This window comes from Dolichospermum sp. LEGE 00246 (genome assembly GCF_015207865.1).
GTDB classification, from domain to species: domain Bacteria; phylum Cyanobacteriota; class Cyanobacteriia; order Cyanobacteriales; family Nostocaceae; genus Dolichospermum; species Dolichospermum heterosporum.
The window spans coordinates 1-12,873 of the sequence record NZ_JADEWA010000113.1 but is presented as its reverse complement, the minus strand read 5'-3'; the positions used below and the strand labels follow the sequence as shown (position 1 = coordinate 12,873).

Annotated in this window: 9 protein-coding genes; 4 read left to right on the top strand and 5 right to left on the bottom strand. The window is 40.1% G+C overall.

Annotation, left to right across the window (positions count from 1 at the left end; translation table 11 throughout):
* The first annotated feature begins 85 nt into the window (after nt 1–85).
* A complete protein-coding gene (locus tag IQ228_RS10195) occupies nt 86–1,255 on the top strand; it encodes a sugar phosphate nucleotidyltransferase (protein WP_027401366.1) in 1,170 nt (389 codons plus the stop codon).
* 91 nt (nt 1,256–1,346) lie between these two features.
* On the opposite strand, the gene speA is transcribed toward IQ228_RS10195, so the two are convergent.
* Nucleotides 1,347–3,362 carry a biosynthetic arginine decarboxylase gene (gene speA, locus IQ228_RS10190; protein WP_027401367.1) on the bottom strand — a complete coding sequence of 672 codons (2,016 nt, stop codon included), beginning with the start codon at nt 3,360–3,362 and terminating at the stop codon, nt 1,347–1,349.
* 440 nt (nt 3,363–3,802) lie between these two features.
* On the opposite strand from speA, the gene ndk reads away from it, so the two are divergent.
* Nucleotides 3,803–4,252 carry a nucleoside-diphosphate kinase gene (ndk, locus tag IQ228_RS10185; protein WP_027401368.1) on the top strand — a complete coding sequence of 150 codons (450 nt, stop codon included), beginning with the start codon at nt 3,803–3,805 and terminating at the stop codon, nt 4,250–4,252.
* A gap of 72 nt (nt 4,253–4,324) precedes the next feature.
* Here the strand turns inward: ndk and IQ228_RS10180 are convergent, their stop codons facing one another.
* The gene (locus tag IQ228_RS10180) at nt 4,325–5,047 is read right to left on the bottom strand and encodes a TerC family protein (RefSeq protein WP_027401369.1); all 723 of its coding nucleotides are present in this window, start codon (nt 5,045–5,047) and stop codon (nt 4,325–4,327) included.
* Nucleotides 5,048–5,808: 761 nt separating this feature from the next.
* On the opposite strand from IQ228_RS10180, the gene IQ228_RS10175 reads away from it, so the two are divergent.
* A complete protein-coding gene (locus tag IQ228_RS10175) occupies nt 5,809–6,003 on the top strand; it encodes a DUF2811 domain-containing protein (protein WP_027401370.1) in 195 nt (64 codons plus the stop codon).
* Between the two features lie 92 nt (nt 6,004–6,095).
* On the opposite strand, the gene IQ228_RS10170 is transcribed toward IQ228_RS10175, so the two are convergent.
* Nucleotides 6,096–6,794, bottom strand: coding sequence for a response regulator transcription factor (locus tag IQ228_RS10170; protein WP_027401371.1), 699 nt, complete (start codon nt 6,792–6,794; stop codon nt 6,096–6,098).
* Between the two features lie 757 nt (nt 6,795–7,551).
* Between IQ228_RS10170 and IQ228_RS10165 the strand changes: the two genes are divergently transcribed.
* Entirely contained in the window at nt 7,552–8,175 is a 624-nt protein-coding gene (locus IQ228_RS10165; RefSeq protein WP_027401372.1) for a CPP1-like family protein, read from the top strand.
* Between the two features lie 384 nt (nt 8,176–8,559).
* On the opposite strand, the gene IQ228_RS10160 is transcribed toward IQ228_RS10165, so the two are convergent.
* Nucleotides 8,560–9,240: an HAD family hydrolase gene (locus tag IQ228_RS10160; RefSeq protein WP_193962790.1), complete on the bottom strand. Its 681-nt coding sequence runs from the start codon at nt 9,238–9,240 to the stop codon at nt 8,560–8,562.
* Nucleotides 9,241–9,296: 56 nt separating this feature from the next.
* A complete protein-coding gene (gene sbcC / locus IQ228_RS10155) occupies nt 9,297–12,323 on the bottom strand; it encodes an exonuclease subunit SbcC (protein WP_193962789.1) in 3,027 nt (1,008 codons plus the stop codon).
* Nucleotides 12,324–12,873: the final 550 nt, after the last annotated feature.

Sequence of the window (12,873 nt, the reverse complement as noted above, 5' to 3'; positions counted from 1 at the left end):
GAAGTGGGGGAAGTGGGGGAAGTAAAAGGGGAGAAATATTCTTGTGCAACTGACAACTGACAACTGACAAAGGAAATAAAATTTTATGAAAGCGATGATTCTTGCTGCGGGAAAGGGTACTCGTATCCGTCCCATTACGTATACAATTCCCAAACCGATGATTCCTATACTGCAAAAGCCGGTTATGGAATTTTTGCTGGAGTTATTACGTCAACATGGCTTTGACGAAATTATGGTCAATGTCAGCCATTTGGCGGAGGAAATAGAAAGTTATTTCCGAGATGGTCAGCGGTTTGGAGTGCAGATTGCCTATTCTTTTGAAGGTAAAATTGATGATGACGGTAAACTCGTCGGTGAGGCTATTGGTTCGGCTGGGGGTATGCGTCGGATTCAAGATTTTTCCCCATTTTTTGACGACACATTTGTAGTGTTGTGTGGTGATGCTTTAATTGATTTAGATTTAACTGCGGCGGTAAAGTGGCATAAATCCAAAGGGGCGATCGCTACTATTATTACCAAATCAGTTCCCAAGGAAGAAGTTTCTAGTTATGGTGTGGTAGTTACGGACGACGATAATCGCATTCAAGCTTTCCAAGAAAAACCAACTGTTGAAGAAGCTCTTAGCACTAATATCAATACAGGTATTTATATTTTTGAGCCAGAGGTGTTTAGGTATATACCCTCTGGGATGGAGTATGACATTGGTGGCCAATTATTTCCCCAACTTGTGGCAGATAATGCCCCTTTTTACGCCATTCCTATGGATTTTGAATGGGTAGATATTGGTAAAGTTCCTGATTATTGGCGAGCAATTCGTGGTGTTTTATCAGGGGAAATTAAGAATGTACAAATCCCTGGACATGAAGTTTTTCCAGGTATTTTTACTGGATTAAATGTATCTGTAAATTGGGATAAAGTAGATATTACTGGACCTGTTTATATTGGGGGAATGACTAAAATTGAGGATGGCGCAAAAATCATTGGTCCGGCGATGATTGGTCCAAATTGTTGGATTTGCAGTGGTGCGACTGTAGATAACAGTGTGATTTTTGAATGGTCGCGTTTAGCTCCAGGTGTGCGTTTGGTAGATAAGCTGGTGTTTGGACGTTATTGTGTGGATAAGACGGGGGCATCAATTGATGTCCAAGCTGCGGCTTTAGATTGGTTAATTACTGATGCTCGTCAAACTCCACCTTCTCAAAAGCCTTTAGAACACCAAGCGATCGCCGAATTATTGGGAACAAACTCAATTTAGTCAGTGGTCATTTGTCAGTTGTCAGTTGTCAGCTATCGGCTGTAATTTACTACTAACTAATGACCAATAACTAATGACTAATGACCAATAACTAATGACTATTCAAGTAAGTATACCGTTGTAAACTTTGCTCGTAAGTTTGTAGTAGTCGCTGGGACTCTGTTATGGTGATATGCTGCTCTTCTAAAGCTCGCTCACAACGTTGGCGAATATTTTCTATCATGTCTTCAGAATCATACTGGACATAGCTTAAAACTTCACTCATGGTATCGCCCTTGACAACGTGTTCAATTTGATAACCCTTGGGGGTTAAATTAATGTGAACAGCGTTAGTATCACCGAAGAGGTTATGTAAATTTCCCATAATTTCCTGGTACGCTCCATTCAGGAACATTCCTAGATAATAGGGTTTCCCCGGCTCAAATTTGTGCAGTTCTAAAACTGATTTGACATCCCGTAAATCTATAAAGCGGTCTATTTTTCCATCACTATCACAGGTTAAGTCCGCTAAAATTCCTCTGCGAGTTGGTTCTTCATCAAGGCGATGTATGGGCATAATGGGAAATAGTTGATCTATCGCCCAACAATCTGGTGCTGATTGAAACACTGAAAGATTGATGTAGTAAATGGAAGCCATAATTTTTTCCAGGTCTTCCAACTCATCAGGTACGTATTCTTCCTGACGGATAAGAGTTAAAACTTTTTGACAACAAGCCCAGTAAAGACGCTCGGCTTTAGCGCGTTCGTTGAGGCGCAAAATTCCTAAGTTGAAACGACTGATGGCTTCTTCTTTAAATTGAGCAGCATCGTGATAGAACTCTTGGTAATTTTCCTTATTAATGGATTGGTAGGTTTCCCAGAGATATTTAATGATTGGGGATTCTCCCTCTTGGTGAGGAGAAGGGGGATCAAGAGGCACATCACTGGTGCTGAGAACATCAAAGATTAAAACCGATTGGTGGGAAGAAATCGCCCGACCACTTTCACTAACTAGCGTTGGTACGGGAATATGCTTTTCATCACAGGTGTCTTTTAACTCTGCTACGATATCGTTAGCATAGTTTTGCATATTGTAGTTTTTCGAGGTGTAGAAATTGGTTTGAGAGCCATCGTAATCTACACCTAAGCCGCCACCAACGTCTAAATACTTCATATCTGCCCCTAACATTGCCAATTCTACATAAATGCGGCTGGCTTCTTGGATGGCATCTTTAATGACATTGATCGCGGAGATTTGAGAACCAATGTGGAAGTGTAATAATTGCAAAGAACCGAGTAAGTCGGCTGCACCTAATTTTTCCACAGCTTCCATAATTTCAGGAATTGTTAACCCAAATTTAGCGCGATCGCCTGTGGAAGTTCCCCAACGTCCCATTCCTTGGGTACTTAATTTCGCTCTTACTCCTAAGATGGGCTTAATGCCTAATTGACGACTAGCCGTAATAGCTAAATCTACCTCTTCAATTTGCTCTAGGACGATAACTGGTGTTTGTCCTAGTTTTTGGGCTAACATCGCTGTTTCGATGTATTCCTGGTCTTTGTAGCCGTTGCAAATTAACAATGCTCCTGGTGTATCCAACAAAGCCAGAGCAATCATTAATTCTGGCTTAGAACCTGCTTCTAAACCAAATTGATGAGGTTTACCAAACCGAACTAAATCTTCGATCAGGTGGCGTTGTTGATTACACTTAACTGGAAATACTCCCCGATATACACCAGGATAGTTATAGCGAGCGATCGCCTTAGCAAAACAAGCGTTTAACCGCTCAATTCGGTCTTCCAAAATATCAGAAAACCGGATTAACATGGGCAGACCCAAATTACGCTGCTTTAAAGCATTTACCAACTCAAACAAGTCTAATGACCCACCGCGTTCACCCTTGGGAGAAACAGTAACATGACCAGCCGCATTAATCGAAAAATAAGGCTGTCCCCAACCTTCAATGCGGTAAAGGTCTTCACTGTTCTCAATTTTCCAAGGCGCAGGTAAATCTCCTGTACTTGTACTAGGTACTAACAGTTGTTTCTTTTTTTGGCGTTTTAGTTCGGATTTATGCCCATTAGATGGCATTTTCACAATCTCATCAGCGGTTGACTCGACACCCATTTTTTCCTGACCTCTGTATTGCGCCCACGAAATAACAATTTAACAAAATAGTCTGGTAACGGATATACAACTAGAAATAATTTCTGATTAAGAATTAGTAATTAGAAGTATGGTTAATACCATGTTGCGCTACCCATAGAGGGGTAAGTAAGCCTTGCTAGTAGTTCGTCAAATTTATTTTGACGGGTAATGATCGGAAAAAACTTCTGTTCTTCCCTCCCCTGTCACCGGTGCCTCTCTTCTCCCCCTGCTTGCCTTCACCCGTCATTTTCGGGTTGACAGACTACTAGGTTTTGACCAGAAAGAAAAGAAAACTATCTTTGCTTAATTCCCTGATCTCTGCAAATTTTTCGGGAAAATTCGCAAAACTACTAGACAAGAGACATCAATACAACTGACAATTAACCCATCAAAATTAGATTATGTTTTTGGAGACAGATTTGGAACGCACATTTTTAGCAATTAAGCCTGACGGTGTCCAGCGCGGACTAGTGGGTGAAATTATCCGCCGATTTGAAACCAAAGGCTTTACCCTGGTGGGTTTAAAGTTTATGAAAGTCAGTAAGGAATTAGCGGAAAAACATTATGATGTTCACCGTGAAAGACCTTTTTTCCCTGGTTTAGTGGAATTTATCATTTCTAGTCCTGTGGTAGCAATGGTTTGGCAAGGTGAGGGCGTTGTGGCAGCAGCCAGAAAAATTATTGGCGCAACCAACCCTTTAACAGCAGAACCAGGCACAATTCGCGGCGATTTTGGTGTTAATGTCGGTCGTAACCTCATTCATGGTTCTGATGCTCAAGAAACCGCTCAAACAGAAATTGCGCTGTGGTTTAAGGAAGAGGAGTTAGTCGCTTGGCAACCTCATTCTACACCTTGGTTAAGTGAGTAGTTAGGGATTGGTAATGGGTAATGGGTAATGGGTAGTAAAACTGTTCCCTGTTCCCTGTTACCTGTTCCCTAATCACTTCGATACTTCAGCTTTTTCCTTTTCTTCTGGGGCTAATTCTACAACGTTGCGTTTAGAGAAGCCCCAGGCTAAGATGATCCCAATGGCAGTCACTACGAGCCATTCTGGTGGGACTAAATCGTCGTTGATGACTTTTAATAAGAGACGTAAACCCACAAATGCTACAGTGATATAGCCTGCGTCTTCTAAGTTTGTATATTCATCTAACCAGCGGATAAATAATCCAGCCATAAATCGGAGGGTGACAATCCCAATGGTTGTACCTGTGATTACTAACCATATTTCTTGAGAAACGGCGATCGCTGTGGTGACACTATCCAAGGAAAAGGCTAAATCTGTAAAGGCAATTACGGGGATAGCTTGCCATAAAGATTTAAAACGTGGTCCATGATGGTGATTGTTTTCATCTTCTTGGGAACTGAAGTGTTGAAATACTAGCCATAATAGATAAACAGCACCCAATAGTTCAAATTGCCAAAATTTCTGTACCCAGGTAGCTGTTAACAGTAGGGTAATGCGGAGAACATAAGCGAAGACTAACCCAATATTTAGGGCTTGACGTTCTAGTTTCTTGTCTTCTAGTCCTTGGGCGATCGCAGCGAGAGCGATCGCATTATCAGCCGACAGTACTGCTTCTAAAATCACTAATATTAAGAGGACTATAGAAGCTTCAACACTGAAATGAAAATTTAAGTAATCAAATATTTGGTCTAACATTCCAATTTCTCAGGCAAAAATTTAAGAATCTACAGGATACGGGATTAGAGATTTTTATTGTCGAAACTACAATAAGTTACAAAAAAGGGAACAGGGAACAGGGAACAGAGAAGAAACTAAAGTTTCAGAGTTTAGAGTTTCAGTCAAAAAAAACAGTTGTCACTAACTGCTCCTTACTCCCACCTTGCCCCCTGCTTCCTGTTCCCTTTGAGTACTTCCATCTATCTTAACGTGCATTTAGCCCACTTTTAACGAGTAACTCTTGTTACCAATTGCTCCCTGCCCCCTGTTCCCTCTTAATTGCTTGATATGTCATATTTTCCTGACATTATGGTAATTCTTATTATTAACAAGCTTTTTCCTCATTGATTCCACAGGATTTCCACAGGTGATTTTGGACTTTTCCACAGACGTTCTACGAGTTAATCAGTCATTGCTGACTTATTGGGGATTGTTAATTGTTCGCTACTAACAGGGTGGATAACCGAGTTTTTATAAAGTTATATAACAAAAATATAGTTGTAAGCCTGATTATTTCGTCAATATTTATTTTTGACTGCTAATTGTTAACATTTCGCAGCATTGACAAATCCACCCCTGGTGAGCGCAGAATAATGAGTCTTAGTTTGATTTCATTCAGCATCTGAATTTTGTGTTCTGGTTTATTTTAATTTCTCCCTACGTCCCTCACAGGGCATGAATCAGCCCTCAGTAAAACTGAACACCAATAACTTCTCTTGATTGATCTACAGGAAAATTTTATGAACACCACAGTCCCTATCTTTACGGAAATTCCCGAAACATTACAGGAATCCATGAACAACTACTTAGAAACCCATCCTGATTGGGATCAAACCCGCGTCTTAACAGCGGCTTTATCATTATTTTTGCTGCAAAATGGTGAGAGCGATCGCCGAGCGGCGCGTGTTTACTTAGAAACTTTATTTCATCAATAATCCATAAAAATACTGGATTAAATTCGTAAATCAAGTTTATTTATTTGATCCCACCAGGGGATTGGCGGGGGTTTACAGGTGGTAGTCAAATTTTAGGCAGAAGTAGCGCATTCAAATTTGTACCCTACACCACGAATAGTATGAATTAATGTTGATTGAGTAGGATCTATTTCAATTTTCTTACGAATTTGACCGATATGAACATCCACAACCCGCTGATCCCCAACATATTCATAGTCCCAAACTTCTTGAATGAGTTCGGATCGTCGCCAAACTCTAGCTGGATGACTAGCAAGAAAATATAATAAGTCAAATTCCAGCGCAGTTAGGGGAATGGGTTCGCTATTAATCATTACTTCCCGCCGCATAGAATCAATTGTTAATTTGTCAAAAATTAAGCGTTGCTGTTCGGCATTAGTCACAACTCGCTGCCGCCTTAAAATAGCCGCTACTCTTACCTCCAACTCTCCCAAGCCAAATGGCTTAGTCAGATAGTCATCAGCACCTTTAGCAAAACCGCGAATTTTATCACCTTCGTCGGTTCTACTGGTCAGGAGTAGTACAAATACGCCACTACGACTCTGCATTTCTTGACAAAGGTTAAAACCAATTACATCCGGCAGATTAACATCTAAAATTACTAAATCGGGATTAAATTGTTCAAACATACTCATACCAGTCTTCCCATCTTCGGCAGATTCAACTTGATAATTTTGTTTGAGCAAAAAGCGTTGGATTAAATTCCGAACCGCAGGATCGTCGTCAACTACAAGAATCTTAGCAAGAGCCATAGGGATTACTTTTTATAAAAGCGCATAGGATTAACAAACATGATTGCGTAGGGACGCAGGTTCTACTTTGGTACTAATTCAAAATTTACAGGGGAGAGCAATGATTATCCTGATTATTTCCATAAAATGTGATTTTTATTATGGATAGGCAAGAGGTAAATATGCTGGTATAGCAAAAGTTATGAGTAATTCAGTCTTTTTGAATTTGTGTGCGGTTGACCCGACTCGTGCTATGATTCTAGTAGATGTATAAAATTGCCTAAGACATATAATTTAGCTTAGACAGTAGAAGTCTCTCACCTACCCGATAGGGAGGTGATGAGATGAATACAATACGCGCGAGTGAGGAATTACCCAACGAACAAAATTAAGCGCAGCTTAATCAGTGTTGTTGGGCGATGGGGAATGAACACTTTCTTGATTTTTTTTCAAATATTTGATATAATTTTCAACAGTAGGTGTAACTCAATTAAATAAATGCACCAAAAGCAGCCTATCAAAATAAAAGCTAATTGTTCGGCTTAACCAAAAAACCGTGGGACACACGGTCCTAAAGCTCAGTTAATGTCTTCATAGAAGAGTCGCTGAGAACCCCACGCTCGCCTGTTCGCGCAAGCGTGCCGCAAGGCATAAGGGAGTGTGTGGGGTGTGTCACATAGTTACTGATCTAGTTGTTGTCTTTATTTCTATAAAATCTAAAGTTGTTTTTTTGTAAAATAAAAAGTGCCGCTGATTAAGGCTAAAGTAATAACCTCCCATGAGTGATCAAAGTCCCTACGAAAAACTTGGGGTATCGGAAGACGCAAGCTTCGATGAAATCCAGGATGTTCGGAATCGCCTGTTGGAAAAACATGGTGGTGATGGCAGTGTCCGAGAAGTTATTGAAGCCGCTTATGATGCGATTTTAATGGAACGCCTGCGGATGCGCCAAGAAGGTAAGATTAAAGTGCCTGAGCGCATCCGATTTCCAGAAATGCGAGTTCCATCTTCTCCTCAAACAAGTCAGTCTCTTAGTCAGCAGTCTCCTGCATGGCTACAGCGAAGTTTAGATCAGCCCACGTTAACTGATGTCCTGCTACCAGGTGCCTGGTATCTAGGTTTGGGTGCAACGAGTTTGTTGTATCCCGGTAGTGGTGGACAGGTTTTACAACTGTCCTTGGTAGTTGGGGTCGGTATTGGTATTTACTTTCTCAATCGCAAGGAAGGAAAGTTTGGTAGAGCAGTTCTATTGACGCTGGTGAGTTTAATTGCTGGTTTAATTGCTGGTGGTCTGATTGCTGGCTTGATATTACCATTGCCATTGATAAATATGACGGCGAATCAGTTTTCTACGTTGTTGACTTTTATCTTGCTGTGGTTAGTAAGTAGTTTTTTACGTTAGGTAATGGGTAATTGGTTAACGTGAATTCGATGAACCTCACCCCAACACCTCTCCGTGTTGGAGCTATCGTGTACACACAAGTTAAATTACCCCCCTTAATCCCCCCGATGCTTTGGGGGGAAACCGGAAAAATTAGTTCCCTCCCCTTTGCAAGGGGAGGGTTAGGGAGGGGTCAAAATATTTGATACATGAATCATGACTTTTTAAACACCCTCTTAGGAGAGGTTTACCAGGGGGGTTAAAAATTATTGGTCGAACTCACGTTTGGTTCATTAGACTTCTCCAGATTGTAGAGACGTTCCATGGAACGTCTCTACAAGGGTTTCAAACGACGCACATTTAATTTTCGGAGATGTCTATTGCCGATTCCCATTATTTTTGTTTTTACTCGTTGAGGATGAAATTTACAGCGGTTTTTAAGTCTGGCATAATCAGATCAGGTTGATAAGATTCTAGTTGGGTGCGATCGCGGATACCAGATTCAACAGCGATAATTTTAATATTATGTTTTTTGGCGGCGGTAATGTCGGCCTCTGTGTCTCCCACCATCCAACTATCAGCAGCGGGGGGGAGTTCGGCTAAGGCTTTAGCCATTAACAATGGTTTATCTTCGACATCACGGGTTTTTACATAGTCGTTACTCAGACAATAACGGCGATTTTCTGGGAAAAATTGGCTTAAATTATGTTGATTAAAGGCATAGTCTAGTTCTCGTACCCTTCGCATTGTCATTACGGCTAAATCAACACCGGCGGCTTGAACTTGACTGAGTGCGGCTAATGCTGTGGGGACAAGAACATCATGCTGGAAATAAGGGAGGGTGTGGACTGTTTGTTTACGGATTTGGGAAAATTCTTGCCCTTGTTGGGCATCTAAACCTGATTTTAGGGCAATTTGGAGTTCGGGAGTGTGCGATCGCTTGAGTTGCCAAAATTCGGCTTTAGACAGTTCTGTAATTGTTTGTTGAGGATATCGGGTTTTCTCTAGACACAATTGATAAACACGGTAATAGCGTTCCGAAACATCCATGATTGGCCCGTCAAAGTCAGTAATTAATCTCAGCATGAGTAGATAATTGGATATAGATCCCCGACTTCTCCAAGAAGTCGGGGATCTGGGTATTACATCAATAATTGTAACTGTGAACCTTGCTGATTTTTACTCACTTCGATTCTGGCTTGGAAGGCTTCTTTGAGGTGGGGCATATGGGTAACAGTAAGTATACAGGCAAAATCAGCGGATATGGCGTTAATGGCGGCAATTAGGCGATCGCATCCTTCCCCATCTTGAGTCCCAAAACCTTCATCTACTACTAATAATTGTAATGATGCTCCTGCTCTTTGTGCCAATAATTTTGCCAATGCTAAACGAATGGCAAAGTTAATTCTAAAAGCTTCCCCTCCTGAATAAGTTTCATAGGATCTCGTTCCCCTGGCATCAGCAATTAAAATATCTAAAGTATCTATTAATTTGGCATTTTTCTTACTGGATTTGCCACTGCGTCCGGCTTTTTGGGTAATAAATTGGACGTGAAATTGATTCGCACTCAATCGAGAAAGTAGTTGATTGGCTTCTGCTTCTAGTTGAGGTAAAATATTTTCAATCATTAAAGCTTGAATCCCATTTTTGCCGAAAGCTTGGGATAATTCTTGATACACACGCTGTTGTTGTTTACAATTTTGTAATTGTTGTATTCCTTGTTCATACTGATTTTGTAAAGTTTCCAATTGCAGGGACATTTGTTTTAATTGTCCTAACTGAGATATTTTATTATCTAGTTCCTGTCTGCGGTTTGCTAATTGTTGTTCTAAATTATTAATTTGGGCTGTGGGGTTGGCACTATTAGATAATTGTTTAACAATATGATCAACTTCTTGAGTTGATATTTCTCTTTCTTTCAGGATTCTTTGCCATGAATCTTCTAAATCTTGGCTTTTATTAAGTAATTGCGGATATTGTGCTTGTGCTGATAATAATTGTTGATGACGTAATTGCCAAACTTGCCCTTGTCGCACACCTTGACGCAAATAATTATGCTGTTCAGAACTATAGGCAATTTCCGCAATTTGCTGTTCTAAATTAGCAATTTCTTTGGCACAATCAGAATCAGTTTGTCCCTGTTGCAGTTGCCATTGTAATTGAGTAATATTCCCTGTTAATTCTGGCTTTTTAGCTGTTAGTTGTGCTTGGCGTTTTAAGGCATCTTTAATTTGTCCTTGTTTAATTTCTGCCCACCGTAATTTATCCACCTCACTGCGGGCAAGGGCGTGGTCTTGTTCACTATAATTAAGTTGTTGAAGAGATTGATCTAATTGCTGAATTTCTGTCTGTTTTTCAGGGGCATAATCACCACTTTCTAAAGAACGTTCTAAATGTTCTTTTTGGGCAATAATTTGTAATAACTGTTGTTGGACATCACTTGTAGCTTCTAACTGTGCGGCTAATTGTCCCCGTTGTTCTCGCAATGAATCATAACCTGATAATTTTTGGGATATTTCTCGATATTCTTGTCGGAGTACCTGAATTTCTCGATCTGAAACTGCGAGTTGTTCCCGCACTACCCAAAATTGTCCTTGAGTATCCTCATATTCTAATTGGGTTTTTTCGATAACTTTACTCCAATGATGTTCATCTAAAGGACGTTCACACAAAGGACAACTAGCATCGGGATTTTGTAACATTTGCAATTTTTGTTCTAGTTCTGCCAACAACCTTTCATAATCTCGTTGGTGGGCTTGCAAACGTTCAATAAAATGTCGTCTTTCCTGTCCTTTTTCCTGGACTCTTTGGAGATAAACGCGCTTTTTGTCTAATTCTTCAATTTGCGTGCCTATTTCTATGACTGCTTGTTGTAATTGGGGTTGCCGGTGATGTTGATTTTGCAGTTGTTTTTCTGTGGCTTGCATTTGCTCTAATCGCGCGACTAAACTAGCATGAGTGCGATCTAATTGAGTTTGCAAACTGGCTCTTTGTTGTAATAATGGTGTTACCTGCATTTGCAATTGATCTAAGTTAGTCAAATGCTGACGGGCGGTATTTAATTGTAATATAGCTGTTTCGATATCCCCAGATTTACTCAGGGTTTGATTAATTTCTTGTTCTTGCTGTTCTAAAGCTGCTAATTGAGCTTGGGCTTGTTGTAATTGACGTTCTAAATCTTGAGTTTGTTTATATAGCTGTTGTTGTTTTTGTTGTTTTAAATTGGTAGCGCGGGTATGTTGTTCAAATTTAGTGGCAAAGATTTCTTCTTGAGATTGCAGATTTTGATATTGAGTATAACCAGCTTGAATATCAGTTTGTTGATTGATAATCTTTTCTAAATCTGCTAGTTGGGACTTTACGGCTATTTGTTCTTGTTGTAAGCGATCGCTATCTTGACTGAGATTATCATATCGTTGCCGCAGAAAATTTAATTGCTGTTCCCAACTTTGTCTTTGATGTTGGATAACCTGTAAACTTTGTAACTGAATATTTTCAAAAGCCTGCACCTCTTGTAGATTATTTAGTTGCGCTTCTAACTCAGTGCGTTGAGTTTCCGTTATTTCCCGTTGTTGGAGTTGAATTTTGATATTTGCTAAAGAATTTTCTAACTCTTCTCCTTGGATTCTATAAAGTTTAGCTTTATCCTTGGCTCGTTCTTCCAACTCATCATACTGATTTAGTTTCAATAACTCTGCTAAAATTTCCTTGCGTTCAGCAGGACGTTTGAGCATAAATTCATCGGCTTTTCCTTGACGCAAATAAGCCGAATTAATAAAAGTCTCATAATCTAGCTTAATATGTTCGAGAATGACATCCTGAGTAGCTTTTAATCCCTTACCCGTCAAAGGACGAAACCCAGTAGGAGTTTCAATTTGAAATTCTAAAATACTAGTTCCACCCCTAACCCGGTTGCGAATTACCCGATAAGTTTGCTGACCACTTTGGAAAGTGAAATCAATTCGGACTTCTTTCGCACCAGCATGAATCACATCATCCTCAACAGTAGCACGGCTTTCACCCCAAGTTGCCCAAGTGATAGCTTCTAAAAGGGAAGATTTTCCCGCACCATTAGAACCACAAATGCACGCCGTATGCAAGCCGCTAAAATCTAAACTTGCATCACGGTAACTGAGAAAGTTTTTAATGATAAGTTGGACTGGGATCATTCAGGCTATAGTGCCACATTTAGAATTTTGATTGTTAACAGTACAGATGCACTTAGTTTTTAGTTTAGTCATGTAATTAGCAGGTTTCTAGTCTTGAAGACATCAATTTTACAAAAATTTACAATATCAAGACAACTTTTTTCAAATGCCATCTGATGCCATCGTCAGATATTCTGTTTTTGTTGATACAATAGGCAATAAGTGTGCTGAAGCTATAATCAGACTTAATTTTATGGACTTTGACAAAAAAGCCTTCAGCGAACGTGACATCTGTACTGAATATATTACTCTTGCCATAGTGCAAACAGCAGTTAATAGCCATTGCGGGTTGGGGTAAATAAATTTCATGCTGTCATTGATGAATCGTTTCTGGGCGCAGACCCTGCGCCCCTACTTTCTGAATTTTTCATGGTCAGAATCTACTAAGTAATTGGACAAAAATATTTACAGTCATTGCGAGGGAAGGGAAGCAATCGCCAGGGTTGTGATTGCTTCATTTCACTTCGTTCCATATGGCTAACGCCACGCTGCGCTAACGCAATGACATTGT

Coding starts and splice junctions, on each gene's coding strand:
- IQ228_RS10180 (WP_027401369.1), bottom strand. CDS start 5,047: ATGTTAGACCAAATATTTGATTACTTAAATTTTCATTTCAGTGTTGAA.
- IQ228_RS10195 (WP_027401366.1), top strand. CDS start 86: ATGAAAGCGATGATTCTTGCTGCGGGAAAGGGTACTCGTATCCGTCCC.
- IQ228_RS10165 (WP_027401372.1), top strand. CDS start 7,552: ATGAGTGATCAAAGTCCCTACGAAAAACTTGGGGTATCGGAAGACGCA.
- speA (WP_027401367.1), bottom strand. CDS start 3,362: ATGGGTGTCGAGTCAACCGCTGATGAGATTGTGAAAATGCCATCTAAT.
- IQ228_RS10160 (WP_193962790.1), bottom strand. CDS start 9,240: ATGCTGAGATTAATTACTGACTTTGACGGGCCAATCATGGATGTTTCG.
- IQ228_RS10175 (WP_027401370.1), top strand. CDS start 5,809: ATGAACACCACAGTCCCTATCTTTACGGAAATTCCCGAAACATTACAG.
- sbcC (WP_193962789.1), bottom strand. CDS start 12,323: ATGATCCCAGTCCAACTTATCATTAAAAACTTTCTCAGTTACCGTGAT.
- IQ228_RS10170 (WP_027401371.1), bottom strand. CDS start 6,794: ATGGCTCTTGCTAAGATTCTTGTAGTTGACGACGATCCTGCGGTTCGG.